Below are 26,371 nucleotides of genomic sequence, written 5' to 3'. Positions count from 1 at the left end.
TTGCTTGACAAGTTATTTTTGACGTGGTACAATTTCATCAGGAAAGAAGGTGGAGCCATGCAGAAAAGTGTATACAGTCTGGTGTTGATGGACGACGTGGTGGCCGCGGTGGACCGTTTGGCCTACCGGGAGGGGACCAGCCGCTCCAACATGATCAACCGCATTCTGGCCGAGTACACCCAGCTGGCCACGCCCGAACAGCGGATGCAGGATATTTTCAGCGCCATCAGCGCGGTGCTGGACAGCCAAAGCGCGCTGCAGCCCATGCTCAGCGCCAGCGAGGCCATGTACAGCGTGCGCAGTGCGCTGCAGTACAAATACAACCCCAGCGTGCGCTACGTGGTGGAATTGTACCCCCACGCGGGCGAGGAGCTGGGCGAGTTCCGGGCGCAGCTGCGCACCCAGAACCCCACGCTGCTGCTGTATCTCAGCCAGTTTTACAAGCTGTGGACCAAGTTGGAGGACGCGTGCCTGCACGGTCCGCGGCGCACCTGCCAGGCGTCGGGCGGCCGGTATACCCGGGTGCTGCGCACGCCGCAGAACCTGTCGGACGAAGCGCTGGGCGAGGCGCTGGCCTCTTACGTGCGGCTGTTCGACACCTGCCTGAAAACCTTTTTTGACGATTTGAGCGACGCGGACCGCGCCGTGCGCGCGGTGCAGCGCGCCTATACCGCCGGTCTGGACGAAGCGGCCGCACGGCTGTAGCGCCCGACCCCGTTTGTTTGACTGCACAGAAAAGAGGAGTGTGAACCTATGGATGCACAGAAAATGACACAAAAGTCTCTGGAGGCGCTGCGCGCCGCCCAGAGCCTGGCCGTGGAATATGAGAACCAGGCGTTGTGCCCGGAGCATCTGTTCTGCGCGCTTTTAAATCAGCAGGACGGCCTCATCGGCCAGCTGTTCAGCAAGATGGGCGTCGAGCCGGGCAACCTGGCCGCCGCCTTTGCAAACAAGGTGTCCCAGCTGCCCCACGTGACGGGCACCGGCCGGGACCCGGACAAAGTCTACATCACCCCGGAGCTGGACAAAGCCCTGACCGCGGCGGAAAAGACCGCCCGGAACATGAAGGACGAATACGTGTCCGTGGAGCATCTGGCCCTGGGCCTGATGGACGCGCCCAACGCCGCCGTGCGCGAGGTGCTGCGCCAGTTCTCCATTGACAAAAGCGAATTTTTGAACGTGCTGGCCCAGGTGCGGGGCAACCAGCGCGTGACCAGCGACAACCCCGAAAGCACCTACGACGTGCTGGCCAAGTACGGCCAGGAGCTGGTGAGCCTGGCCCGCCAGCAGAAGCTGGACCCGGTCATCGGCCGTGACGCCGAGATCCGCAACGTGATCCGCATCCTCAGCCGGAAAACCAAAAACAACCCCGTGCTCATCGGCGAACCGGGCGTGGGCAAAACGGCCATTGCCGAAGGGCTGGCCCAGCGCATCGTCCGGGGCGACGTGCCCGAAAACCTCAAGGACCGCAAGGTCTTCAGCCTGGACATGGGCGCGCTGGTGGCCGGCGCCAAGTACCGGGGCGAGTTTGAAGAGCGCCTGAAAAGCGTGCTGCAGGAAGTGAAAAAGAGCGAAGGGCAGATCATTCTGTTCATCGACGAATTGCACACCATCGTGGGCGCGGGCAAGACCGACGGCGCCATGGACGCTGGCAACCTGCTCAAGCCCATGCTGGCCCGGGGCGAATTGCACTGCATCGGCGCCACCACCCTGAACGAGTACCGCCAGTACATCGAAAAGGACCCGGCCCTGGAGCGCCGGTTCCAGCCGGTGATGGTGGACCAGCCCAGCGTGGAGGACACCATCTCCATTCTGCGCGGCCTGAAAGAGCGGTACGAAGTGTTCCACGGCGTCAAAATTCAGGACGGCGCCCTCATCGCGGCGGCCGTGCTGTCCAACCGGTATATCTCGGACCGGTTTTTGCCGGACAAAGCCATCGACCTGGTGGACGAGGCCTGTGCCATGATCCGCACCGAGATGGATTCCGCCCCGGCGGAGCTGGACGATCTGCGCCGCAAGATCATGCAGCATGAGATCGAGGAAGCGGCCCTGAAAAAGGAGACCGACCAGCTGTCCAAAGAGCGGCTGGAGGCGCTGCAGAAGGAGCTGGCCGCCATGCGCGACGAGTTCCAGACCATGAGCGCCAAATGGGAGAACGAGAAGGCCGCCATCGGCAAGGTGCAGAAGCTGCGCGAGGAGATCGAGCGCGTCAACGGCGAGATCGCCAAAGCCGAGCGGGAGTACGATTTGAACAAAGCCGCCGAGCTGAAATACGGCCAGCTGCCCAGCCTGCAGAAACAGCTGCAGGAAGAGGAGAAAAAGGCCGAATCCGTGGAGAAAAACGCCACCCTGCTGCGGGATAAGGTCACCGAAGAGGAAATCGCCCGCATCATCGCCCGCTGGACGGGCATCCCCGTGGCAAAGCTCATGGAGGGCGAGCGGGAGAAGCTGCTCCATCTGGACGACATTCTGCACAAGCGGGTCATCGGCCAGAACGAGGCCGTGGAAAAGGTCACCCAGGCCATCCTGCGCAGCCGCGCGGGCATCGCGGACGAAAACCGCCCCATCGGCAGCTTTTTGTTCCTGGGCCCCACGGGCGTGGGCAAGACCGAGCTGGCCAAAGCCCTGGCCGAGTGCCTGTTTGACGACGAAAAGAACATCGTGCGCATCGATATGACGGAGTACATGGAAAAATTCAGCGTCTCCCGCCTCATCGGCGCGCCTCCGGGATACGTGGGTTACGAGGAGGGCGGCCAGCTGACCGAGGCCGTGCGCCGCAAACCCTACAGCGTGGTGCTGTTCGACGAGATCGAAAAGGCCCACCCGGACGTGTTCAACATTCTTTTGCAGGTGCTGGACGACGGCCGCATCACCGACAGCCAGGGCCGCACCGTGGACTTTAAGAACACCATCATCATCCTCACCTCGAACCTGGGCTCGCCCTATATTCTGGACGGCATCCGGGACGGGGAGATCACGCCCGAGGCCCGGGCCCAGGTGGACGCGCTGCTGAAGCAGTCCTTCCGGCCGGAGTTCTTGAACCGCCTGGACGAGATCGTGTACTACAAACCGCTGACCAAAGAGGAGATCGGCGGCGTGGTGGACCTGCTGCTGCAAAGCCTGCGCAAACGCCTGGCCGACAAGCAGCTGGAGCTGGTGGTCACCCCGGCGGCCAAACAGGCCATCGTGGACGGCGGCTACGACCCCATTTACGGCGCCCGCCCGCTGAAGCGCTACATTCAGCAGAAGGTGGAAACGCTGGTGGCACGGCACATTCTGGCCGACGACCCCGCCCCCGGCGAGACCATCACCGTGGACGCGGAAAACGGCACATTGCTTCTTCGCTGAGAAAAACCCCCGGCGCGCAAGGCGCCGGGGGTTTTTATACAAAAATGGTCCGCTGTAAGGCATAAGGTTCGGCGTTCTGTCCTCTGTGCAGACCGCCCCGGCCGCTGTATAATGGCATGCGGAGGGGATGGACGTGAACACGACCAAACTGGATTACTCGGTGCCGGCTCTGGCCCGCATGAGCTGGCCCGTTTTCATCGAACTGCTGCTGCAGCTGCTGGTGGGCAACATGGACCAGGTGCAGCTCAGCCATTTCAACGACACTGCCGTGGCCGCCGTGGGCAACGCCAACACGGTCATCACCGTGGTGCAGCTGACCTTTACGGTGGTCAGCATGGCGGCCACCATTCTCATCACCCAGTACCGGGGCGCGGGCCAGACCGGGCAGGTGAACCGCATCTGCACCCTGTCCGTGTGCGTCAACGGGCTGCTGGCGGCGGTGCTGGCCGCAGGCATCACCCTGTTTGCGGGCCCGCTGCTGGGCCTGATGCAGGTGCCCGCCGAGCTGATGGACGAGGCCGCGGCCTATCTGCGCATCACCGCGCTGGCGCTGCCCTTTCAGGCGCTGATGCTCACCTTTTCCGCCTTTTTGCGGGCGGGCGCTCACATGAAGGTCATCATGTGCATCACCGGGCTGGTCAACGTGTGCAACATCGCGGGCAACGCGGTGCTCATCAACGGGCTGGGGCCCTTTCCCCGGCTGGGCGCGGCCGGCGCGGCGCTGTCGTCCAGCATTTTCCGGGCCGTGGGCCTGCTTTTGATGGCCTGGGCCTTCTTTCGGGCCGAGCCGGGCGTTCGGCTGTCCCGGCGGGACGTGTGGCCCGTGCCCGGCCATCTGCTGCGCCGGCTTCTGGCCATCGGCCTGCCCGCCGGCGGGGAAAGCCTGTCCTACAATCTGTCCCAGGCCAGCTGCCTGGTGTTCGTGAACCTGATGGGCACCTATGTGGTCACCACCCGCATGTACGCGGCCATGTTCGCCAACTGCATTTATATGCTGGTCATGGCCATCAGCCAGGCCGGTCAGGTGCTGGTGGGCTACCTGGTGGGCGCCCGGGACCTGGACGGCGCACACCGGTGCACCCTGCAGGTTCTGAAACTGTCCTGCCCCATCACCGTGGGGCTGGCGGTGGTCATGGCCCTGCTGGGCGGGCCGCTGTTCAGCCTGTTCACCTCGGACCCGCGCATTCTGGCGCTGGGCCGTCAGATCCTTTGGGTCGAGGTGCTGCTGGAGGTGGGCCGCTCGGTAAACATCGTCATGGTGCGGCACCTGCAGGCCGCGGGGGACGTGCGCTTCCCCGTGGTGCTGGGCATCGTGTGCCAGTGGGCCGTGGCGGTGGGCCTGGGCTGGCTGCTGGGCGTGCACCTGGGCATGGGGCTGGTGGGCCTGTGGCTGGCCTTCGCCGCGGACGAGAACATCCGGGCCGTGCTGCTGCTGGCCCGCTGGATGCGCGGCAAATGGCGCACCATGAAAACCATCTGAAAAAAGCGGTCTTTCGGGAAAACCGGAAGACCGCTTTTTTTTTGCCCGCAAAAAATTTTTCGCAAACCCCTTGACAAAGAACGGAATTAGCTCTATAGTTAATTACACAAGTAATGAACAGCTTAACCAGGGAAAGGAGACGAGGGTTTGACCGGGAACTTCAACGACGCAACGTCCATTTACCTGCAAATTGCGGCGATGTTGGAGGACGACATCCTGCGGGGCGTGCTGCTGGAGCAGGAGCGGGTGCCCAGTACCAACGAACTGGCCCGGGCATACAGCATCAACCCCGCCACCGCGGCAAAAGGCATCAACCTTCTGGTCGAGGAAGGAATTTTGTACAAAAAACGGGGGATCGGCATGTTTGTGGCCCAGGGCGCCCATGACAAGATCATCGCAAAGCGGAAGGACGCATTTTATGAGACGTATGTCACCAGCCTGGTGCGGGAAGCACGGGCGCTGGGACTGACCAAAGAAGAGCTGAAGGCCATGATCGAACGGGCCCAGCAGTGAGGAGGAACAAAACATGGAACAGACATTACAGGCCAGCCATCTGGTCAAGCGATACGGCAAAAAAGAGGTGCTGCACGATGTGTCCCTGACCATCGAGCCGGGGGTCATCTACGGGCTCATCGGCCGCAACGGCGCGGGCAAGACCACGCTGCTCAGCATCCTCACGGCGCAGAACACCCACGACGCGGGCACCGTCACCTACGGGGGCCAGCCCGTGTGGGAAAACGAAAAGGCCCTGGCGGACCTGTGCTTTTCCCGCGAGCTCAGCGGCCAGATCTTGTTCGGGCAGAATACATACAAAGTAAAGGACTACCTGCTGGCGGCGTCCATGTACTATCCCCGGTGGGACAAAGCCTATGCCGACCAGCTGGTCCAGCGCTTCGGCCTGGACGTGAAAAAGAAGATCTGCAAGCTGTCCAAGGGCATGATGAGCATGGTCACCATTGTGCTGGCGCTGGCGTCCCGGGCGCCCATCACCATTCTGGACGAACCGGTGGCCGGGCTGGACGTGGTGGCCCGGGAAGACTTCTACAAAATTCTGCTGGACGATTACACCGAGACCGGCCGCACCTTTGTCATCTCCACCCACATCATTGAAGAGGCGGCCAACGTGTTTGAAAAGGTCATCATTCTCAACAACGGGCAGATTGCCGCTGTGGAAAACACCGAGGACTTTGTGGCGTCCTTCTCCTTTGTGTCCGGCCGGGAAGAGGACGTGGACGCGGTGACCGCGGGCCACGAGGTGCTGCACACCGAGCGCATGGGCCGCCAGAAGGGCGTGGCCGTGCGCGCGGCACGGGCCGTGATGGAGCGGGCCGCCGCGGGGCGGGACGTGGACATCAGCCCCGTCAGTCTGCAGAAAGCATTTGTCTATCTCACGGGCGAGGAGGCGCACCATGAAACTGCTTAAATTCAACCGCAATGTGCTGGCGCAGCTGTTCCTGCTTCTGGTGGGCTTTCAGGTCTTTTTCAGCGTGCTGAACATGCTGGGCGACCGCTCTCCGGAATACATGGCCGGTTACATGACCAGCGTGGGCGTCCTGTATCTGCTGCTGTTCCCCCTCATCATGATGACCATCTTCGCGGGCATCTCCGTGCACATCAGCCTCACCATGGGCGGGCTGCGCCGCACCCTGGGCTGGCAGCTGGCGGCGCTGAACGTGGTCTGCTGCGCGGTGGTGTGCGCTTCCCATTGGAGCAGCATGTGGGTGCTGAGCCGGATGTTCGGCTCCGATTCCCCCGTGTTCTTGGCGGGCTTCCCCCGTCTGGCCATGCTGGCCAGCGCCGGCACGCTGGTTCTGGGCGGGCTGGGCCTGTGGATGGGTCTGTGCGCCCAGCGCTGGGGCGGCAAGGCACTGGCGCTGTGCGCCCTGGCCGAGCTGGTGGTCGCCGGCGGAGTCATCACCTGGTTCGTGATCAGCTTCCTGAAGGGCGGCGCGGCCGGTGACATTCTGGCGTGGCTGCTGGCGCCCCGGGCGTCGGCTGCGTCTCTGGCGGCGGTGGCCGCCGGGTGCGCTGCGGTGGCGGCGCTGCTGCATCTTGCTTCCAATTGTTTGCTGAAAAAGGCGGTGGTTCGGGTATGAAACTGCGTTACATTCGGGGCGAACTTCGCTATGTGTTCAACGACTGGCCCGTCAGCCTGGGCCTGCTGGCGGGGCTGTGGCTGCTGACCGAAGCGGGCACCAACATCGGCATGCTGGTGTTTGGCACCGAAAAAACGGAATGGCAGTCCGCCTCCGGCGCGGTGGCTTTGTTCGGCGTGGCGCTGGCGGTGCTCCTGGTGGCCATCGTCCAGTATTCCAGCGGTTTTGAACTGGCCGTCTCCATGGGCCGCACCCGCAAGGGCTATCTGGTGTCCGCCTTTGTGGCCAACCTGGCCTTTGCGCTGGTGTTTGCCCTGGCGGCCTATCCCCTGAGCTGGGTCAGCGAGCTGATGCGCCGGGTGCTGTTCCCGGCCATGCCCCTGGCCGGCTCCTCGGCGCTGGCCTCCAACTATGGGCTGACGGTGTTCCATCACATGGCCTGGGTCATCCCCATGGGTGCGCTGACCGCCGCCGTTCTGGGCATGGTCATGGGCGCGCTGTGCCAGCGCTGGGGCCAGTACGGTTTTCTGGTCATCTGGCTGGGCGGCATTGCGCTGAGCACGCTGCTGGGCAAGGTGGCAGAGTTGTACGCCGCCGGCAGAACCGGCGTGTTCACCCCGCTGCTGGACACTGTGGCCGCTTTCTTTTCCGCGGTGCTGGCCTGGGGCACGGGCGGGGTCGTGGCGCTGTGGCTGGCCGTGCTGGCGCTGCTGTACCTCATCGGCTACATGGCGCTGCGCAAAGCGCCGGTCAAAGGCATTTGAGAGAGGAGTTTTTGGCATGACTTATAAACAAACGGTCTCCCGGTTGGGTGTGTGCTTTCTGTTTTTGATGCTGGTCACCCAGATCCTGCAGACCGCGGCCGCGCTGGCGGCCAACCTGCTGGCCCCCGGCCTGTACGAGACCGACTGGTTCATCTGGGTGCTCAGCTATGTGCCTTTGTACTGCATCGCCGTGCCCCTGTTTCTGCTGGTGGGCCGGGCGCTGCTGCCGGACAATGTCCCGGCCCCTGCGGACGGGCAGAAAATGACGGCCGGCCGCTGGCTCTCCACCGTGGTGCTGTGCCTGGGCGTCACCTATGCGTTCAACATTCTCTCCAGCATGCTGCTCACGGGCATCGGCATGCTCAAGGGCACCCCTGCCCAGAACCCGCTGGATATGCTGGTCTCCGCCTCGGGCCTTGTGTGGAACCTGCTGTTCGGCTGCGTGGTGGCCCCGGTGGGCGAGGAGCTGATCTTCCGCAAATGGATGTACGCCAAGCTGGGCCGCTTCGGCGACAAAGCCTATGTGCTGCTGGGCGGCGCGGTGTTCGGCCTGTTCCACGGCAATTTGTCCCAGATGTTCTACGCGGCGGTGCTGGGCAGCATTTTCTGCTGGATGTACCTGCGCACCGGCTCCCTTCTGGTGACCATCTCCCTGCACATGACCGTGAACGTCATCGGCATGGCCGTCATGCCCGCGCTGGCCATGAGCGAGGCCGGCACCATGGCGGCGGGCGTTCTGGTGATCGTGTTCCTCATCGCGGGCGGCGTGCTGGCGGTGCGCGGCTGGAAACGGCTGTACTGGACGGGCGGCGAAAACGCACCTGCCCGTCCGCTGGCGGCGCTGGCCACCCCGGGCATGCTGGGCTATCTGGTCATCTGCCTGGGAATGGTGTTCATCAGCCTGCTTTCCTGAATCGTGCAAAAAAGGGACCGCCCGCAGGCGGTCCCTTTTTTCATACCGGGGGCGGGTCCTGTACGGCAAACCGTTTTTGTGGTATCATAAGGAATGTTGAAAAAATAAAGGAGGATTCCTCGTTTTGAAATTTGTATCCTGGAATGTCAACGGGTTCCGCGCCGTGCTGGGCAAGGGCTTTGCGGAGACCTTCGCCGCGCTGGACGCGGACGTGTTCTGCCTGCAGGAGACCAAGATGCAGCCCGGTCAGGCCACGTTTTCTCCCGAGGGGTATCATCAGTACTGGTACTCCGCCGAGCGCAAGGGCTATTCCGGCACCGCCGTGTTCACAAAGCGCGAGCCGCTGAGCGTGCAGTACGGCATCGGCGTGGAAGCCCACAGCCACGAGGGCCGGGCCATCACCCTGGAGTTTGAGGACCTGTACCTGGTCAACGTGTACACCCCCAACAGCCAGGAGGGGCTGGCCCGCATCGATTACCGCATGCAGTGGGAGGACGATCTGCGCGCCTGGCTGCTGGCGCTGGACGCCAAAAAGCCCGTGGTCTACTGCGGCGATTTGAACGTGGCCCACAACGAGATCGACTTGAAGAACCCCGGCCCCAACCGGGGCAGCGCGGGCTTTTCCGACCAGGAGCGCGCCAAGATGACCCAGCTGCTGGACGCGGGCTTTGTGGACACTTTCCGCTTTCAGCACCCGGACGCCACGGGCGCCTATTCCTGGTGGAGCTACCGGTTCAACGCCCGCAAGAACAACGCGGGGTGGCGCATCGACTACTTCATCATCAGCAGCCGGCTGGCCGCCCGCCTGCAGGACGCGCGGATCTATCCCGACATTTTCGGTTCGGACCACTGCCCGGTGGGTCTGATTCTGGACGACAACGCATAAAGTAGGGGAGGATGTGCCAATGAAAAAATACGCGTTTGTGCTCATGGGCAATTACGACCCGGCCCGGGACAAAGCCGAGTTCACCCACGGCAAAAGCCTGACCCGCATCTGCACGGTGCGCAGCTTTGCCCAGGCCGAGCAGACCGTGGAAGCATTGTGGAAAGAGGGCTTCGGCGCGGTGGAAGTGTGCGGCGCCTTCGGACCGGACCGTGCCCGCCGCCTGGCAGAGCTGACGCAGCATCAGGTGGCCATCGGCTACGTGACCCACGACCCGGCGCTGGACGGGCTGTTCAGCGCCTTTTTCGGAGATTGAGCAAGGGGTGTGAACAAATTTGTTTGTGGACATTTTGAAAACCATTTTTCTGGGCATTGTGGAGGGCATCACCGAATGGCTGCCCATCTCCAGCACCGGCCACCTGATTTTGGCCGATGAGTTCATCCAGCTGGGTGTGACCGACGCCTTTAAAGAGATGTTTGACGTGGTCATCCAGCTGGGCGCCATTCTGGCGGTGGTGGTCATGTTCTGGCACAAGCTCTGGCCGTTTCAAAACGACCGCAGCGCCCAGGGCCTGGCCCGCTGGTGCCGGGAAGACGTGTGGCAGATGTGGTTCCACGTGCTGGTGGCCGTGCTTCCCAGCGTGGTCATCGGCCTGCCGCTGGACGACTGGCTCACCCAGCATTTCCACAACCCGCCGGTCATTGCCCTGATGTTGATTTTATACGGTGTGTTGTTTATTTGGATGGAAAATACAATTGGTAAACAACGTCCCCGGGTGCGGCGCATCGACCAGATCAACTACCGCATCGCGCTGTTCATCGGTGCGTTTCAGGTGCTCAGCCTGATCCCGGGCACCAGCCGTTCGGGCGCCACCATTCTGGGCGCCATGATCATCGGCTGTTCCCGCACCATCGCGGCCGAGTTCACGTTCTTCCTGGCGGTGCCCACCATGTTCGGCGCCAGCCTTTTGAAGATCGTCAAATTCCTGCTGGAGAGCGAAACGGGCTTTTCCGGGCAGGAGATCGTCATTCTGCTGGTGGGCATGGTCACGGCCTTTGTGGTGTCGCTGGCGTGCATCCGGTTCCTGATGAACTTTGTGAAAAAGCACGACTACAAGGTGTTCGGCTGGTACCGCATCGTGCTGGGCGTGCTGGTGCTGGGCTACTTCTTCGGGCTGAAACCGCTGCTGGCGGGCTGATGAAAACAGAAAAAACCGCGCGCTTTCAAAAGCGCGCGGTTTTTTTGTGCCGCGGGTTCTCACGCCTCGTACAGGCGGATGGCCATGACCGTGATGTCGTCGGGCCGGTCGCAGCAGTTGCGGGCGGCCCGGGCCACCGCGTCCGCCAGCATCTGGGGCGTGTCGGCGCTGTGCATCACCAGCTGGCTGTTCATCCAGGCCATGCCGCCGGCCAGGGCGCCGTCGCTCACCAGCACCAGGCAGTCCCCGGCGTTCAGCACCAGCTCGCTTTCGGAACTGAGCACCTTTTTCAAAATGCCGATGGGCACGCTGGTCTGCCCGTGGACCGAGGTCTGGTTGCCGTGAATGAGGAAGCTGGGCACCGCCCCGGCCTTGAACAGCCGCGCCGCACCGGTGTACAGGTCAATGGTCACCGCGTCCAGAGTGGTGGCGGCCTCGTCGTCGCTTTTCAGCGCCAGCGCCACGTTCACCAGCCGGGCGGCCTCGGCCTGGCCGAACCCGGCTCCCAGCAGCTGCCCGGCCAGCCGCGCCGCCAGCACGCCGTCCACCGCCGCGGCCTTGCCTGTGCCCATGCCGTCGCACAGCACCGCGTGGGCCCGGCCCGGCACCCGCTCCAGCACCTGGGTGGCGTCCGCGGATACCTGGCCGTCCGCCGGCAGGCTGCACACGCCGAACCGGGCCGCAAAGCGGGGCCGTTCCTGAAACAGCAGCAGCGTGCTGCCCGGGTTCTGGGTGCACACCGCCCGGGCAAACCGCCGCCGGCACAGCTGCGAGACCTCCCGGGTCAGGGTGCACAGCTCGTTCTGGTCGAATTCAATGCGGGACAGCGTCACCGCCGCATGCAGCCGGCCCTCGCTGTCGGCGGCCACACTCACGTCCAGCGGGGCCAGGCCCAGGTCCTCGAACAGCTGCTCCAGCCGCCGGGCTTTGCGCCGGTCGGGCAGCTCTTCCATCACCACCTGCCCGGCCAGATCTCCCAGCGCGCAGGCCATGGCGCCGTACTGCTCGCACAGCGCTGCCCGGGTGGCGGTGCTGCGGCTGTACTGCCCCCGCCGGGTGGCCAGGGCGATGGCCTCCCGGTTCAGCGCCGCCGCCAGCCGGGCAGGCGCCAGGCAGTAGGTGGACAGGGGCGAGGGGATGTCCGCCGCGGTCACGCCCTGTTCCGAGTTCACCAGCGGCTCCAGCTTGTTGAAGCAGTCGTAGGTGTCGGCGCTGCGGGTCACCCAGCAGTCGGTGTTCCGCTCGCAGTCGTGGCAGCACCGGTCCGCCACCCGGGCGCACAGGTCCGCATAGTGCTCCTGCCGGGGCGGCAGCTTTTCGCACACCTGCTGCACCGTGCGGCCCACCGCCTGCAGCGCCCCCGCAAAGGCCGTCAGCCGTCCCGCCAGCGTGGCACAGGCCGCCCGGCTGGCCGTGCCCTCCACGCCCTGGGCAAAGGGCTCCAGCCAGGCCGCGGGCACCAGCGTGAACGCCAGCGCACCGGCGCACAGCTCCGCCATCAGCCGAAATCCCGCCTGGGCGTCCGGTGCGCACCACACCCCCAGAAAGCCCGCGGTGCAGAACGTCAGCGCCGTCAGACCCCGGCCCCGGGGTGCCAAAAGTCCCGCCGCCAGCCCGGCCGCCGCCAACGCCGGCCCCGCGTGCAAAGCGCCGTCCGTGACGCACAGGGCCACCGCGGCCGTGGTGGCCGTCACCGCCGCGGCTCCCGGTCCGGCTTTCCAGGCCGCCGCCAGCGTCAGAAAGGCCCCCGCCGCGTGGGCCGGCGAAAACCCGAAGGGCTGCAGCGGCGCCAGACACACCAGCCCGCCCATCAGCGCAAAGTACACCGCGCACCGGGCCTCCGGGTCGCTTTGCTGCAGGATCCGCACCGGGTGGGCAAAAAACACCGTCAGAAAATAGCCCAGCCCCAAGATCAGCAGCGCTTCGGCCGCGCCCGCCAGAATGGCCGTCAGCCCGCCGCCCGCCGCCACGCCCAGCCCGGCGTGCAGCAGGCAGTAGCACACGCCCCCGGCACACAGGGGCGCCATGGGCAGATCCCGGTACCGGGCCGCACCGCCCAGAAGCCGCAGCAGTACCACCGCCAGCACTGCCCCCAGATAGGCCGCCGCACCCGGCGCCGAAAGCCCCAGAATGTACCCCAGCGCCGCGCCCGTGCCCGCACACACCACATAGGACGGCGGCATGGCTGCCGCCACACACAGCCCCAGCGGCAAAAGCTGCCCGAACACCGGCGCACGCGCCGCACAGAAGGCCGTCAGCGCCGCCGCGCCCTGCCACACCACCGGCCAAATCCGCATCTCGCGCAGCACAGGCCGCAGTTTGGGCGCCTGTCGCGTTTTTACAGACATTTGTCTCACCTGTCTTTCCCGTTTTCCGGGGCGTTTTGCATGCCGCCCCCCGCATGGAATGTTTTTATTATATGGTAATAATTGGAAATTTTTTGTCTGTTTGTGGGACAAGCCTTCCCGCGTTGAATTTGGCGTGCGTGTGTGCTATACTGGCAATAAACATGCAGGAACCGAGGAGACAATATGGAACAGACAAAAAAACGCATTCTGTCGGGCATTCAGCCCACGGGCACCTTCACGCTGGGCAATTACGTGGGGGCCGTGCGCAACTGGGACGCGCTGCAGGATGATTACGAATGTGTGTATATGGTGGCCAACATGCACGCCATCACCGTGCGGCAAACCCCGGCGGATCTGCGGCGGCAGACCCGTGAGGCGGCGGCGCTGCTGCTGGCCTGCGGCATCGACCCGGCCAAAAGCGTGCTGTTTGTGCAAAGCCACGTGCCCGCCCATGCGGAGCTCAGCTGGGTGCTGGGGTGCAACTGCCCCTTCGGCGATCTGACCCGCATGCACCAGTTCAAGGAGAAAAGCGCCAAACACCCCGAGGACATCAATGCCGGCCTGTTCACCTATCCGGTGCTCATGGCCGCGGACATTCTGCTTTACAACGCGGACCTGGTGCCTGTGGGCGTGGACCAGAAGCAGCATCTGGAGCTGGCCCGCAACATCGCCCAGCGGTTCAACTTCGTGTACGGCGACACCTTTGTGGTGCCCGACGGCTATTTTAACAAAACCGGTGCCAAGATCATGAGCCTGCAGGAGCCGGACAAAAAGATGAGCAAAAGCGACACCAACGTCAACAGTTTTGTGCTGATGCTGGATGACCCCGACACCATCGTGCGCAAGTTCAAGCGCGCGGTCACCGACTCGGACGGCTGCGTGCGCGCGGCCCAGGAAAAACCGGGCGTCACCAACCTGATGAGCATTTACAGCGTGTTCACCGGCAAGGACTTCGCCGCCATCGAGCACGAGTTTGAGGGCCGGGGCTACGGCGAGTTGAAGATGGCCGTCGCCCAAAGCGTCATCGATGTGTTCGCGCCCATTCAGGCCGAGTACAAGCGCATCCTGGCCGACAAAACCTACCTGGACGGCGTGCTCACCCAGGGCGCGCAGCAGGCCACGGCCATGGCCGAGCGCACCCTGCGCAAGGTGTACAAGAAAGTGGGCTTTTTGCAGCTGTGAACAAAAGAGGAAAGGCTTGGCCTTTCCTTTTTTTTGCGTAAAATGTGAAATTTTTCGCCACTTTTTGCACATCTCCCAAAAAAATGCCCGCAGGGTCATGCATTTTCGTAAAATACCAAAAAATCTCTTTTATTCCATATATTGACAATTAATGGAATTTTTTGTATACTAAGACACAAGATATGACATTGCTGGCAACGGAGGATCAAGCTATGAAATCGACAGGAATCGTGCGTCCGGTGGACAATCTGGGACGTGTTGTGCTGCCCATCGAGCTGCGGCACAATCTGCACATCGACAAAAACGCGTCGCTGGAAATTTATGTGGACGGAGACAGCATCGTGCTGAAAAAGTATCAGCCGGCCTGCATCTTCTGCGGAAGCGCCGAAGATGTGGTCAACTATCAGGGCCGGAACATCTGCGGGGCCTGCCGTAAAATCATCGGCCAGCTGCCCTCGGCACAGGACGGCGAATAACAACAAAAAAACCGGCATGGCTTCGGCCATGCCGGTTTTGTTTTTTATGCCGTCTGCTCGGCGAAATTGCCGGTGTACAGCTGGTAGTAGCGGCCCTTCTGGGCAATCAGCTCGTCGTGGGTGCCCCGCTCGATGATGCGTCCGTGCTCCAGCACCATGATGCAGTCGGCGTTGCGCACGGTGCTCAGCCGGTGGGCGATCACGAAGGTGGTGCGCCCGTACATCAGCGCGTCCATGCCGGCCTGTACCAGCGCCTCGGTGCGGGTGTCGATGGAAGAGGTGGCCTCGTCCAAAATCAGCACGGGCGGGTCGGCCACCGCGGCCCGGGCAATGGCCAGCAGCTGCCGCTGGCCCTGGGAAAGGTTGGCGCCGTCGCCGGTCAAAAGGGTGTTGTAGCCGTCGGGCAGGCGCTCAATGAAGCCGTGGGCGTTGGCCAGCTTGGCCGCGGCGATGCATTCTTCGTCCGTTGCGTCCAGGTTGCCGTAGCGGATGTTGTCCATCACCGTGCCGGTGAACAGGTGCGTGTCCTGCAGCACAATGCCCAGGGTGCGGCGCAGCGCCGGCTTTTTGATTTTGGTGATGTTGATGCCGTCGTAGCGGATCTTGCCGTCCTGAATGTCGTAAAACCGGTTGATCAGGTTGGTGATGGTGGTTTTGCCCGCGCCCGTGGAGCCCACGAAGGCGATTTTCTGGCCGGGCTTTGCATACAGTTTGATGTCGTGCAGCACGATTTTTTCGTCGGTGTAGCCGAAGTCCACGCCGTCAAATACAATGCCGCCTTCCAGCTTGGTGTAGGTGACGGTGCCGTCGGCCTTGTGGGGGTGTTTCCAGGCCCACACGCCGGTGCGCTCGTCGGTGGGCACCAGGCTGCCGTCGGCCCGCTCTTTGGCGTTGACCATCTCCACATAGCCTTCGTCCTGCTCGGGGGTCTGGTCCATCGTTTCAAACACGCGCTGGGCGCCCGCGGCAGCCATCACGATGGAGTTCATCTGCTGGCTGATCTGGGTGATGGGCTGGGTGAAGCTCTTGTTCAGGCTGACGAAGGCCACAATGGTGCCCACGGTCACGCCGCCCACGCCGTTCAGTGCCAGCAGCGCGCCGATCACCGCGCACAGCACATAGCTCAGGTTGCCGATGTTGGCGTTGATGGGCATGGTGATGTTGGCGTAGGCGTTGGCCTTGTCGGCGCTGTCCCGCAGCTTGTCGTTCAGCACCCGGAACCCGTCACGGGCCTGCTGCTCGTGGCAGAACACCTTGACCACCTTCTGGCCGTCCAGCATCTCTTCAATGTAGCCGTCCACCGCGCCCAGGTCCCGCTGCTGCAAGCCGAAATACTTGCCCGAAAGGCCCGACAGCTTGCGCGTTACAAACAGCATCACACAGGCCATGGCCAGGGTGATCAGCGACAGAGGCACGTTCAGGATCAGCATGCTCACCAGGGTCACCACCAGGGTGGCGGCCGCATGAATGGTCTGGGGCACGCTCTGGCTCAGGAACTGGCGCAGGGTGTCCACGTCGTTGGTGTACACGGACATGATGTCGCCGTGGGCATGGGTGTCAAAATAGGAAATGGGCAGGGCCTCCATGCGGGTGAACAGCTGAATGCGCAGCCGCTTCATGGTTCCCTGGCTGACGCTGACCATGATGCGGTTGTAGGCGTAGGCCGCCACAATGCCCACCGCGTACAGGGCCGCCAGTTTGGTCAGCGCTGCGGCCAGAGGCGCGAAGTCCGGGTTTTCCACGCTCAGCATGGGCAGAATGTAATCGTCCACCAAAGACTGAATGAACACCGTGCCCCGCAGCGTGGCGATGGCCGCCAGCAGAATGCACACCACCACCACGGCAAAGGCCGCCGCGTAGTTGTGCAGCATGTACCGGACCAGCCGGCCCAGGCTTTTCATGGATGCTGCTTCCAATCGTTTTTGTTTCATGGCATCACACCTCCTTGCCGGGCTGGTCGAAATCGCCGCCGCCCTTGCTCTGGGACTCGTAGATGTCCCGGTAAATTTCGTTGGTCTTCAAAAGCTCCTCGTGGGTGCCGAAGCCGTTTACCCGGCCGCCGTCCAGCACCAGAATGCGGTCCGCATGCTGCACGCTGGAAATGCGCTGGGCAATGATCAGCTTGGTGGTACCCGGAATGTACGTCTGGAACGCCTGCCGGATGGAGGCGTCCGTGGCGGTGTCCACGGCGCTGGTGGAATCGTCCAGAATCAGCACCTTGGGCTTTTTCAAAAGGGCGCGGGCAATGCACAGCCGCTGCTTCTGCCCGCCGGACACGTTGGTGCCGCCCCGCTCGATGAAGGTGTCGTAACCGTCGGGCATCTGGCGGATGAACTCGTCCGCACAGGCGGCGCGGCACACCTCTTCGCATTGTTCACGGGTGGCGTTTTCATCGCCCCAGCGCAGGTTTTCCAAAATGGTACCCGAGAACAGCACGTTCTTCTGCAGCACCACGGCCACCTGGTTGCGCAACGCTTCCATGTCGTATTCCCGCACGTCGCGGCCGCCCACGTGCACGCTGCCCTCGCTGGCATCGTACAGACGGCTGATCAGGTTCACAAGGCTGGTTTTGCCGCAGCCCGTGCCGCCGATGATGCCCACCGTCTCACCCGACCGGATGTGCACGTCGATGTCCGTCAGCACGTTTTTGCCGGTGCCGTGGCGGTAAGCGAAGGACACATGGTCAAAGTCGATGCTGCCGTCGGCCAGTTCCTTCACCGGCTCGACAGGGTTGTGCAGTTCGGGTTTTTCGCTCAGCACCTGCTCAATGCGGCGCACACTGGCGGCACTCATGGTAATCATTACAAAAATCATGCTCAGCATCATCAGGCTCATCATGATGGACATGATGTAGCTCAGCATGGAGGTCAGCTGGCCGGTGGTCATGGTGCCGCCCACAATGAACTGGGCGCCCAGCCAGGCCACTGCCAGAATGCAGCTGTAGATCACCAGCATCATGGCCGGGTTGTTGAAGGACAGCAGCCCTTCGGCTTTGACGAACAGCCGGTACAGGTTGTCGGCCGCGCGGGTGAATTTTTCGTTTTCGTAGCCTTCGCGCACGTAGGCTTTCACCACGCGGATGGCGGATACGTTTTCCTGCACGCTGGCGTTCAGATCGTCGTATTTGGCGAACACAACGTCAAACAGCTTCAGCGTGGCCCGCACGATCAGCGCCAGCACCGCCGCCAGAAACACCATGCCCGCCACAAAGGCCCAGCTCAGCCGCGGGTTGATGAGGAAGGCCATCACCATGCTGCACACCAGCATCAGCGGCGCGCGCACGGCAATGCGCAAAATCATTTGAAAAGCGTTCTGCACGTTGGTCACGTCCGTGGTCATACGGGTCACCAGGCTGGCCGTGCCGAAGTGGTCAATGTTGGAAAAAGAAAATTCCTGCACATGGTCGTACAGGCTCTGGCGCAAATTGCACGCAAAGCCCGCCGAGGCCCGGGCCGCAAACCGGCCGGCCAGTGCGCCGAACAAAAGGCTCAGCGCCGCCATCACAATCATCAGTACGCCGTAGCGCAGCACGTTGTTGATGTTGCTTTTCTGCAGGCCCTCGTCGATGATCAGGGCGGTCACAAAGGGCAAAAGCACCTCCATGACCACCTCCAGCGCGGCGAAAAGCGGCGTGAGCAGCGTCTCTTTTTTATATTGTCGTATTTGACTGAGAACGGTTTCCATCCAAGTGTTCCTCCTTGTTCAAATTCTGAAGAATGCGCATCTGAAAGCAAAGCAGCGCTTCGATTTCCTGCGGTGAAAACCCGTCGAAAATCTGCGCTTCCGTTCGGGCGGCCAGCCGGTCCAGCGTCTGCTTCAGCTCCAGGGCCCGGTCTGTGGGTTCAATCAGCTTCTGGCGCTCGTCCTCGGGTGCGGTGCGCAGGGTGAGAAAGCCCTTTTCCCGCAGCTTCTTCAAAAGTTCGCTCACCGCCGCCCGCGACAGCCCCAGGCCCCGGTGCAGCTCGGTGGAGCACAGCCGCTGGTGAGGCCGCGTCAGAATGTACAGCAGCAGGTGCCCCTGGGCCGCAGTCAGGTCCGTGCGCAGAAAAAAACGGCTGATGGAATGTTCCATCCCCGCGTGAATGCGCCGGAAATTGTTCACCGCCGTGCGCCGGTCATCCTGTTTCACAGCATGCCCTCCTTTCCGATGATTCGGTCCGAAATCATTCGGACCCTTATCATTTTATACCGCAAATTCACTTGAAAGTGAAATACAAATCTCTTATAATCTATAAAAAAGATGAATTGATATTCATAGAAGAGGTGAGCGAAATGAACACCACGCAGCTGGAATGTTTTCTCGCTGTGGCGGAATATTTAAACTTCTCCAAAGCGGCCGAGGCCGTGCGCATCAGCCAGCCGGCGGTCAGCCACCAGATCTCCGCGCTGGAGGCGGAGCTGGGCGCGCAGCTGTTTGTGCGCACCAGCCGCAATGTGGAGCTGACGGCGGCGGGCGCCCAGTTCCTGCCCTCGGCGGACCGCATTCTGCACCTGGCCGGCGCGGCCCGGGCCCGGCTGCACCAGGCGGAACAGCAGATCAGTCTGCCGCTGCGCATCGGCTGTCACAATCAGATGGAGATGGACTTTCTGCCCCAGGCCCTGCGCCGCCTGCGGGCCGAATACCCGGATTTGCAGCCGGAGGTGCGGCTGATTCCCTTTGAATCGCTTTCCAACCTGCTGGAGGACGGAAACATTCATGTGATGCTGGGCTTTCGCTCACCGTCCCGCAAAAAAAGCGGCACGCTTTTTCAGGAGCTGGTGCGCTGCCCCATTGTGTGCGTGTGCGGGCACGACCACGCCCTGGCACAGCACACCAGCCTCACCCAGGACCAGCTGCAGGGGGAGATGGTGGTCTGCGCGCCCCACAAAGGCCCCGAGGCGGTGTTCCACGCCCAGGGCGATGTGCTGCACCGCCATTCCATGACCCGGGTGCTGTTCACCGACGGGTACGAAGGCACCGTCACGCTGCTGCGGGCGGGGTTCGGCTTTGCCCTCATGCCGGACATTCCCCGGGTGCGCCTGCCGGATCTGCGCTACATCCCCGTGGAGGGCATGGAGAGCCTTTCCTTCGGCGTCCATTACAAGACCTTGCGGGGCAACGCGCCCCTGAAGCGTTTTTTGTCCATTTTACAAACCTGTGTGGAGGACGATTTGTACGACGTGCTCACCGACGCGGTGGGCTGCTTTCAAAAGCTGCACCCCGAGCCCGTTCCCTTCGAGCCGGATCCGGACCTGTACCGGTGAGGGGGCGTATGCCCCCTTGACCCGGGGTGGAAAAGCGGGGATACTGAGCTTATAGGTTAGTTATAACTAACCAAAGAAGGAGGCTCGACCATGAAAGACTACGAGGCGCTGAGCCGGGCGCATTTCAACCGGCAGGCGGCGCAGTACGACCGCAACACAGCGGTGTATTATTCCGGCCCGGCCAAGCTCAGCTGCCAGGACGCGGCGGCCTTCCTGCGGGACAAACCCTACCGGCGGCTGCTGGACGTGGGGTGCGGCACCGGGCATCTGCTGCAGCTGCTGGCCCGGCAGCGCCCGGCGGAGTACGCAGGGCTGGACCTGGCCGAAAACATGGTGGCCGTGGCCCGGCGCATGGAGAAAAACGGGTTCCGGGTGGAGGGCCACTGGAAGATCAAGGGCTTTGTGTACACCGTGGCGGGCCGCAAACCGTAACAAAAGAAAAAAGCAGCGCCGGGGGCAGTCGGCGCTGCTTTTAAGAAGGGGGCGGGGGGCATCCGCCCTCTGTCAGGAGGAAAGCAAAGGAAGCAGTACTTCAAATTCCGCGCCCCAGCCCGGGTGGGGCGGCTGCACCAGGCAGATGGAACCGCCGTGGGCCTCTACGATCTTGCGGCTGATGGCCAGCCCCAGCCCGGAGCCCTGCCGGGTGGTGCGGGCCTCGTCCCCCACTACAAAGGGGTCGAAGATCCGCTCGGTCAGGTCCAGGGGAATGCCGGTGCCGCTGTCCGCGATCAGCAGCCGGGCCTGGCCCTCCCGCAGGGACAGGGAAAACAGCATCCGGGTGCCGGCGGGGTTGTGCTTCAGCGCGTTGCCCACCAGATTTTCCAGCACCCGCACAAAGGCAGTCTTGTCCAGCGCGCAGCGCAGCGGCTCCTCGGGAATATCGATCTGGGGCGCAAAGCCGGCCAGTTCCAGTTCGCTGTACTTGCCGGCCAGATACTCCCGCAGCACTTCGCACAGGTCCATGGGTTCCGTGTGCAGGGTGAACTGAGGGTGCTCCAGCTTGCTGTATTCGTGGAACGACTCGATCAGGTCCGTCAGGCGGTTGGCCTTCTGCTGGATGATGTCCAGATAGTCGGGCACCTTTTCCGGCGGCACCAGCCCGTCCCGCACGGCCTTTGCGTAACCCTGGATCACGGTGATGGGCGTTTTCAGATCGTGGGAGATGTCCGCCAGCAGCTTCTGGCGGTTCTGCTCCAGCGCAATGCGCTGCAATTCGCTCTCCTGCAGGCGGCTGGCCAGACGGTTGAATGCCTGGCAAATTTCCTCAAATTCCCGCGGCCCCCGGTACTGGATGGGGTGGTACGACCGCTGGTGCGCCAGCGCCGAAAGCCCGTGGCTCAGCTTGTTCAGGGGGCGGCTCACCCGGCGGCTCAGCCATTGAGTCATGCCCACCAGTACCACCGCGTACACCAGCAGAAACAGCACCAGTGTGCGCAGCCAGATGTTGCCCAGCGTCCCGCCCAAAGGCAGGGACTCCGCTTCATACAGGATCAGCCAGCGGCTTTCTCCGTCCTCGCCGGTAAAGGGGTGCTTCCAGATCAGATAGTCTTCCGGCAGGGTCTGGGTCAGGTAGCCGTAGGCCCGCCCGTCCAGCGCACCGCCCGAATACCCCGGAATGGAGCCGTAGGCGATGGTCCCGTCCGGCCGCAGAATCAGCGGCTCCTGAGACAGCAGGTAGTCGTTGGCGGACATGGCGTCGCTGGCCACCAGGGTCATCTCGCCCTGGGCGCTCTCCCAGCGGCTCACCGAGCGGTACACCCCCTGCTGGTGAAGGGGCACACAGGCCAGCTCGTCGGGGGTGAAATCGCCGCCGCCCTCCCGCTGGGTGTACAGCACCCGGCCATTTGAATCGGTCACCTGAATGTATCCGCCCTCGCCCAGCACCTTTTCCGCCGGGAACCGGTCGTACCGGCCCTGGCGCAGCAGTGCGTCGTACTCGGTCAGGTCCCGCTGGGACACAGGGGTGATGGCGCTGGCGCTGTCGTGCATGGCCCAGCCAAGCAGCAGGGCTCCCGCGGCCAGAAGCAGCAGGCTGAACGCGGCGAAATAGCGCAGCAGTGTATGAAAATATCCGGAACGTTTACTCCACAGCTTCAATTTTGTATCCCAACCCTCTCACGGTAATAATGAAGCGCGGGCGGCGCGGATCGTCCTCGATCTTGTCCCGCAGCTTGGAGATGTGCACCATCATGGTGTTTTCGTCGCTTTCAAAGCAGGCACCGCTGACGGCCTCGTACAGCTGCACTTTGGTAAAAATGCGCCCGGGGGCGCTCATCAGACAGGCCAGGATCTTGTACTCGGTGGGCGTCAGGGCAATGGACACACCGTTTTTGGTCACGCACAAGGCGCCCGGGTCCAGCCGCAGCGGGCCCACCACTGCGGGGGCCGGCGCCGGGCTTTGGTTCAGTTCGTAAAACCGGCGCAGGTTGGCCTTCACCCGCGCAATGATCTCCAGCGGGTTGAAGGGTTTGGTCAGGTAATCGTCCGCGCCCAGCTCCAGCCCCAGGATCTTGTCGCTGTCCGCGTTTTTGGCCGACAGGATCAAAATGGGCATGCTGCTGATGGCCCGCAGGCTGCGGGTCAGCTCGTACCCGTTCATGCGGGGCATCATGATGTCCAGCACCGCCAGGTCCACAGGGTGGGTGCGGGCCAGCTCCAGGGCGGCGGCGCCGTCGGGCGCGCACAGCACCTTGTAACCGCTGCTCTCCAGATACAGCCGCATCAGATTGGTGATGTCCTGATCGTCCTCGGCAACCAGAATGGTGTATGCCATGAAAAACCACCTCGCAGAAAAAATAGGGGGGAACGCACCTTCATTGTACACGATGCGCCCGCCCCATGAAAAGGCCTATTCGTAGCGCAGCGCCTCAATGGGGTCCAAAAGGGCCGCCCGCCGGGCCGGATAATACCCGAAGAACACGCCGATGGCCATGGAAAAGGCCACCGCCACCACCGCCGCCGGCACCGAAGGCCGCACCGGATAGTTCATCACCACGGCTCCGGCGCTGCCCACGGCCACGCCCAGCACCACGCCGATCAGCCCGCCGATGAGACAGATGATGACCGCCTCCACAATGAACTGCAGCAGGATCACCCGGCTCTTGGCGCCCAGCGCCATGCGCACGCCGATCTCCCGGGTGCGCTCGGTGACGGATACCATCATAATGTTCATCACGCCGATGCCGCCCACCAGCAGACTGATGGCCGCAATGGCGCTGATGCCCAGCTTCATGTTCTGCATCACCTTGTCCATGGACTTGACCGCCTCTTCCAGGCTGGACACCGACACGGTGAAATAGGGGTTGCGGGCGTAATAGCTGCCAAAGTAGGCCCGGGTGCGCTCCATGAAGGGCTTGCTTTCCACACCGTCTTTGGTCTGCAGGGTCAGAGTCTGGTAGCCGGGGGTGCGCTGCAGCAGGCGCACGCCGCTGTCCACGGGCATATATACCTCGGTGGAGGTGGGTTTGCTTCGTCCCTCCTGCTTGTGCTGGTAGACGCCCACAATGTACAGCCGCAGGGGAATGCCGTTCACATCCGTGCGGAAGCTTTTTCCCAGTGCGTCGGCGGGCTTGGCCCGGCTGCCGAAATACTGGGTCACAAAGCGGTCGCTGACAACGGCCACGGCCCGGCCGTCCGCGCCGTCCCGGTCGGTGAGGAACCGCCCGGCCAGCAGCTGCAGCTTGGCCTGTACCGCCTGGTCGGGCGATACGCCCAGCAGCTGCCCTTCGGCCTTGAAGCGGCCGTTGGTGGCGGTGATGCTGCCCAGCTCTTCCCGAACCACCAGCGCCTTCAGCTGGTCGGCGAATTTTTTCCGGTAATCCTCCAGCATTTCCCCCGTCAGAAGGTCCGAGGGTTCCGGGCTGCGGTATTCAAAGTTCTCAAACAAAGCGTCCTGTTCGCCGGCATCCAGTTCGTCAAAATTCACATTGGCAAAGGGGTCGTCTTTCTGGGTCACGCTCACGGTCACGTCCCGGGCGCCCAGACCGGCCATCTCCTGTTCCACAGACCCGGACAGCGAGTCGCCCACCGTGATGATGGCGATCACCGCCCCGATGCCGATGATGATGCCCAGCATGGTCAGCAGGGCCCGCAGTTTGTTGGCCCGCAGGCTGCCCAGCGCCAGGCGCACGTTTTCAGAAAGCGGCATGGCTGGTTCCCTCCTTGCGCTGATCTGCCAGAATGCGCCCGTCCCGCAGGGTGATCACCCGGGGGCATTCGGCGGCCAGTTCCCGGCTGTGGGTGATGAGCACAATGGTCTTTCCCTGCCGGTGCAGATCGTGAAAAATGTCCATCACGTGGCGGCTGGTCTGGGAGTCCAGCGCGCCGGTGGGCTCGTCCGCCAGCAGAATGGCCGGGTCGTTCACCAGGCTGCGGGCGATGGCCACCCGCTGCTTCTGCCCGCCGGACAGTTCGCTGGGCTGGTGAAAGCGGCGCTGCTCCATGCCCACCCGGCGCAGCAGCTGGGTGGCCCGTGCCTCCCGGTCGCGGGCGGGCACCCCGGCATACAGCATGGGCAGCTCCACATTGCGCTGGGCCGTGGTGCGGGCGATCAGGTTGAAATTCTGAAACACGAACCCGATCTTCCGATTGCGCACCTCGCTCATCTGGTCCCGCCCGGCGGTGCGCACGTCCGTGCCGTCCAGCACATAGGTGCCTTGGGTGGGCTTGTCCAGCACGCCGATGATGTTCATCAGCGTGGATTTGCCGCTGCCGCTTTCGCCCACAATGGCCACGAACTCCCCGGGCCACACCGTCAGGTCAATGCCGTGCAAAATCTCCAGTTCGTTCTCCTTGCCCACGTTGTAGGTTTTGACGATGCCCCGCATCTCGATCAGCGGCTTCATGGCGTGCCACCGCCTTCTGCGTCGGGCAGGGTGCTGGCGTCCGCCAGCACTTCCATGCCGTCGGTCAGCTGCGCGCCGCTGATCTCCACCGCGTAGTCGTTTTTCATGCCCGTCTGCACCCGCACCGGGGCAAAGCGGCCGTCCGGCTGGCGCACCTGGATCACGTCCATGCCGTCGCCGTCGGGCTGCACCGCGTCCAGCGGCACGGTGTACACGTCTTTTTTCTGGTTCAGAATGATCTCCGCCTTGGCCTTGGCCCCGATGAAAATGTTCTCCGGGTCCTGAATGGCAATGTCCGCCGAAAAGCCCGCCGAAGTGCCGCCGCCCTCGCCGGAAGACCCGGCAGTGGGGGAGATGCGGGATACCTTGCCCCGCAGCGCCGTGGGCGAGGCGTCGCTGGTGATGGAGGCGGCCAGCCCCACCTGCACTTTCTGAATGGCGTATTCAGGGATGGTCACCGACACGATCAGATCGTCCGTGGCCTGGATCACCGCCACATCGCCTTTGCAGATGCTGCCTACGTTCACCTTCAGTTCCGTCACCTTGCCGTCGGTTTCCGCCCGCAGCACGGTGCTCTCCAGGCTTTTCTTCAAATCGGCCAGGGCCGCGTCGGCCACGCCGCGCTTTTCCTGCTTTTCAGCCTGCTGCAGGTCTGCGATGGCGCTGTTCACCGTCTGGTCGCAGGCGTTCAGGGCCTGGGTGCGGGCGGCAGCCGCCTGCTCCAAAGCGCTCTGGGCCTCCACCTGCCGGGCCGACGCCTCGTCGTAGGTCTGCCGGGCGCGCTCCAGCTCACCGGCGTAGCGCTCAAACTCGTACAAAGCGCGGGCGTCGGCCAAAGCGGTGTCCGCCTGCCGCGCCTGCTCTTCCGCGGCCTGGTAGGCGGCATAGGCGTCGCCCTCGGCTGCACCGCCCGCGGCGATCCAGCTGTCATAGGCGGTCTGCCGGGCGGCGTTGGCCGCAGCGGCCGCGCTCTCGGCCGGGGCCACGGCCTTCATCATGGTGTCGTAATGGGTGCGTGCGTCGTTGTAGGCGGGCAGGGCGGCCTGGGTGGCTGCCGCGGCCTTGTCCCGCTGGGCGGTGGCCTCGTTCACGCGCACGTCCTGGGTCTGGCGCTCGGTGTCCCGGGCGCGTTTGGCGGCGGACAGCGCGTCGGCGGCCTTGGTCACCGCGTCCTTCAGCTGCTGCTTTTCGCCGCTCAGTTCCTTTTCCTTGTCCTGAATGGCCCGGCGGATGTCCGTGTCGTCCAGCGTGCAGATCACGTCGCCTTTTTTCACCACGTCGCCCACCTTCACGTTCACGGCCACCACCTTGCTGGTCAGGGATGTGGTCACCGAGGAAACCCGGGCGCTCTGCACCAGACCCGACACGTTCACCGACTCGGTCAGTTCGCCCTTGGTCAGGGTCACGGTGCGGGCATAATTCAAATCGTCGCCTGCATCGCCGCCTTTGCGGTGCAGCAGGGCAAAGGCGCCGCCGCCCGCCGCCAGCACCACGGCCAGCGCCAGTACGGCTGCGGTCAGGCGCTTGTGCCGCGCCAGAACAGGCAAAATCGTTTTTTTCATCACAGCTCTTCCTTTCTTTCGGCTTTGGGTTC

24 protein-coding genes are annotated in these 26,371 nt (G+C 63.2%); 15 read left to right on the top strand and 9 right to left on the bottom strand.

The annotated features are described in order from the left end of the window. The first annotated feature begins 57 nt into the window (after positions 1 to 57). The 11 genes from ACKTS9_RS08360 (at position 58) to ACKTS9_RS08310 (ending at position 10,683) form a co-directional block, all read left to right on the top strand. Complete coding sequence (locus ACKTS9_RS08360) at positions 58 to 705, top strand: CopG family transcriptional regulator (protein ID WP_349214768.1); 648 nt, start codon at positions 58 to 60, stop codon at positions 703 to 705. A 48-nt stretch (positions 706 to 753) separates the two neighbouring features. Further along, positions 754 to 3,348 carry an ATP-dependent chaperone ClpB gene (clpB, locus tag ACKTS9_RS08355; RefSeq protein WP_407880120.1) on the top strand — a complete coding sequence of 865 codons (2,595 nt, stop codon included), beginning with the start codon at positions 754 to 756 and terminating at the stop codon, positions 3,346 to 3,348. Positions 3,349 to 3,481: 133 nt separating this feature from the next. Further along, the gene (locus ACKTS9_RS08350) at positions 3,482 to 4,828 is read left to right on the top strand and encodes an MATE family efflux transporter (RefSeq protein ID WP_349215930.1); all 1,347 of its coding nucleotides are present in this window, start codon (positions 3,482 to 3,484) and stop codon (positions 4,826 to 4,828) included. A gap of 147 nt (positions 4,829 to 4,975) precedes the next feature. Then, complete coding sequence (locus tag ACKTS9_RS08345; protein ID WP_349215931.1) at positions 4,976 to 5,341, top strand: GntR family transcriptional regulator; 366 nt, start codon at positions 4,976 to 4,978, stop codon at positions 5,339 to 5,341. 13 nt (positions 5,342 to 5,354) lie between these two features. Further along, a complete protein-coding gene (locus ACKTS9_RS08340; protein WP_349215932.1) occupies positions 5,355 to 6,251 on the top strand; it encodes an ABC transporter ATP-binding protein in 897 nt (298 codons plus the stop codon). Continuing rightward, positions 6,238 to 6,924, top strand: coding sequence for a hypothetical protein (locus ACKTS9_RS08335; protein ID WP_407880117.1), 687 nt, complete (start codon positions 6,238 to 6,240; stop codon positions 6,922 to 6,924). The genes ACKTS9_RS08340 and ACKTS9_RS08335 overlap by 14 nt, the downstream gene beginning before the upstream one ends. After that, positions 6,921 to 7,688: a hypothetical protein gene (locus ACKTS9_RS08330; RefSeq protein WP_407880115.1), complete on the top strand. Its 768-nt coding sequence runs from the start codon at positions 6,921 to 6,923 to the stop codon at positions 7,686 to 7,688. The genes ACKTS9_RS08335 and ACKTS9_RS08330 overlap by 4 nt, the downstream gene beginning before the upstream one ends. A 16-nt stretch (positions 7,689 to 7,704) precedes the next feature. Then, positions 7,705 to 8,601, top strand: coding sequence for a CPBP family intramembrane glutamic endopeptidase (locus ACKTS9_RS08325; protein WP_407880113.1), 897 nt, complete (start codon positions 7,705 to 7,707; stop codon positions 8,599 to 8,601). Positions 8,602 to 8,725: 124 nt separating this feature from the next. Then, positions 8,726 to 9,487, top strand: a complete 762-nt coding sequence (locus ACKTS9_RS08320) for an exodeoxyribonuclease III (RefSeq protein WP_349215939.1) — start codon at positions 8,726 to 8,728, stop codon at positions 9,485 to 9,487. Positions 9,488 to 9,506: 19 nt separating this feature from the next. Beyond that, on the top strand, positions 9,507 to 9,800 hold the full coding sequence (locus ACKTS9_RS08315; protein ID WP_407880110.1) for a DUF6506 family protein: 294 nt from the start codon (positions 9,507 to 9,509) through the stop codon (positions 9,798 to 9,800). Positions 9,801 to 9,819: 19 nt separating this feature from the next. After that, positions 9,820 to 10,683: an undecaprenyl-diphosphate phosphatase gene (locus ACKTS9_RS08310; RefSeq protein WP_407880108.1), complete on the top strand. Its 864-nt coding sequence runs from the start codon at positions 9,820 to 9,822 to the stop codon at positions 10,681 to 10,683. A 59-nt stretch (positions 10,684 to 10,742) separates the two neighbouring features. Here the strand turns inward: ACKTS9_RS08310 and ACKTS9_RS08305 are convergent, their stop codons facing one another. Beyond that, entirely contained in the window at positions 10,743 to 13,031 is a 2,289-nt protein-coding gene (locus ACKTS9_RS08305) for a SpoIIE family protein phosphatase (RefSeq protein ID WP_407880106.1), read from the bottom strand. Between the two features lie 183 nt (positions 13,032 to 13,214). Here ACKTS9_RS08305 and trpS point away from each other — a divergent pair, with 183 nt between their 5' ends. Then, positions 13,215 to 14,213, top strand: a complete 999-nt coding sequence (gene trpS, locus ACKTS9_RS08300) for a tryptophan--tRNA ligase (protein ID WP_407880104.1) — start codon at positions 13,215 to 13,217, stop codon at positions 14,211 to 14,213. 212 nt (positions 14,214 to 14,425) lie between these two features. Next, entirely contained in the window at positions 14,426 to 14,689 is a 264-nt protein-coding gene (locus tag ACKTS9_RS08295) for an AbrB/MazE/SpoVT family DNA-binding domain-containing protein (RefSeq protein WP_349215946.1), read from the top strand. A gap of 44 nt (positions 14,690 to 14,733) precedes the next feature. On the opposite strand, the gene ACKTS9_RS08290 is transcribed toward ACKTS9_RS08295, so the two are convergent. The 3 genes from ACKTS9_RS08290 to ACKTS9_RS08280 are packed head-to-tail and all read right to left on the bottom strand — an operon-like array spanning position 14,734 to position 18,818. Continuing rightward, the gene (locus ACKTS9_RS08290; RefSeq protein WP_407880102.1) at positions 14,734 to 16,620 is read right to left on the bottom strand and encodes an ABC transporter ATP-binding protein; all 1,887 of its coding nucleotides are present in this window, start codon (positions 16,618 to 16,620) and stop codon (positions 14,734 to 14,736) included. 4 nt (positions 16,621 to 16,624) lie between these two features. Continuing rightward, on the bottom strand, positions 16,625 to 18,373 hold the full coding sequence (locus tag ACKTS9_RS08285) for an ABC transporter ATP-binding protein (RefSeq protein ID WP_407880099.1): 1,749 nt from the start codon (positions 18,371 to 18,373) through the stop codon (positions 16,625 to 16,627). Further along, complete coding sequence (locus tag ACKTS9_RS08280; protein ID WP_407880097.1) at positions 18,339 to 18,818, bottom strand: MarR family winged helix-turn-helix transcriptional regulator; 480 nt, start codon at positions 18,816 to 18,818, stop codon at positions 18,339 to 18,341. Before ACKTS9_RS08280 ends, ACKTS9_RS08285 begins: the two co-directional genes overlap by 35 nt. A gap of 143 nt (positions 18,819 to 18,961) precedes the next feature. Between ACKTS9_RS08280 and ACKTS9_RS08275 the strand changes: the two genes are divergently transcribed. Continuing rightward, positions 18,962 to 19,933, top strand: coding sequence for a LysR family transcriptional regulator (locus tag ACKTS9_RS08275; protein WP_407880095.1), 972 nt, complete (start codon positions 18,962 to 18,964; stop codon positions 19,931 to 19,933). Positions 19,934 to 20,023: 90 nt separating this feature from the next. After that, positions 20,024 to 20,365 carry a methyltransferase domain-containing protein gene (locus ACKTS9_RS08270; RefSeq protein WP_407880093.1) on the top strand — a complete coding sequence of 114 codons (342 nt, stop codon included), beginning with the start codon at positions 20,024 to 20,026 and terminating at the stop codon, positions 20,363 to 20,365. 72 nt (positions 20,366 to 20,437) lie between these two features. On the opposite strand, the gene ACKTS9_RS08265 is transcribed toward ACKTS9_RS08270, so the two are convergent. The 5 genes from ACKTS9_RS08265 to ACKTS9_RS08245 all read right to left on the bottom strand — a co-directional run bounded on the left by ACKTS9_RS08265 (position 20,438) and on the right by ACKTS9_RS08245 (position 26,339). Next, positions 20,438 to 22,030 (bottom strand): ATP-binding protein, encoded by a 1,593-nt coding sequence (locus ACKTS9_RS08265; RefSeq protein ID WP_407880091.1) that lies wholly within the window; start codon positions 22,028 to 22,030, stop codon positions 20,438 to 20,440. Then, positions 22,014 to 22,706 (bottom strand): response regulator transcription factor, encoded by a 693-nt coding sequence (locus ACKTS9_RS08260; RefSeq protein ID WP_349215955.1) that lies wholly within the window; start codon positions 22,704 to 22,706, stop codon positions 22,014 to 22,016. Before ACKTS9_RS08260 ends, ACKTS9_RS08265 begins: the two co-directional genes overlap by 17 nt. Positions 22,707 to 22,781: 75 nt before the next feature. Then, positions 22,782 to 24,080 (bottom strand): ABC transporter permease, encoded by a 1,299-nt coding sequence (locus ACKTS9_RS08255; RefSeq protein WP_407880088.1) that lies wholly within the window; start codon positions 24,078 to 24,080, stop codon positions 22,782 to 22,784. Then, a complete protein-coding gene (locus tag ACKTS9_RS08250; RefSeq protein WP_407880086.1) occupies positions 24,067 to 24,777 on the bottom strand; it encodes an ABC transporter ATP-binding protein in 711 nt (236 codons plus the stop codon). The genes ACKTS9_RS08255 and ACKTS9_RS08250 overlap by 14 nt, the downstream gene beginning before the upstream one ends. Continuing rightward, positions 24,774 to 26,339, bottom strand: coding sequence for an HlyD family efflux transporter periplasmic adaptor subunit (locus tag ACKTS9_RS08245; RefSeq protein WP_407880084.1), 1,566 nt, complete (start codon positions 26,337 to 26,339; stop codon positions 24,774 to 24,776). The genes ACKTS9_RS08250 and ACKTS9_RS08245 overlap by 4 nt, the downstream gene beginning before the upstream one ends. Positions 26,340 to 26,371: the final 32 nt, after the last annotated feature.

Origin of the sequence: Owariibacterium komagatae (genome assembly GCF_045865535.1) — a bacterium.
GTDB classification, from domain to species: domain Bacteria; phylum Bacillota; class Clostridia; order Oscillospirales; family Ruminococcaceae; genus Ruthenibacterium; species Ruthenibacterium komagatae.
This window is presented reverse-complemented; position numbering and strand designations above follow the sequence as displayed.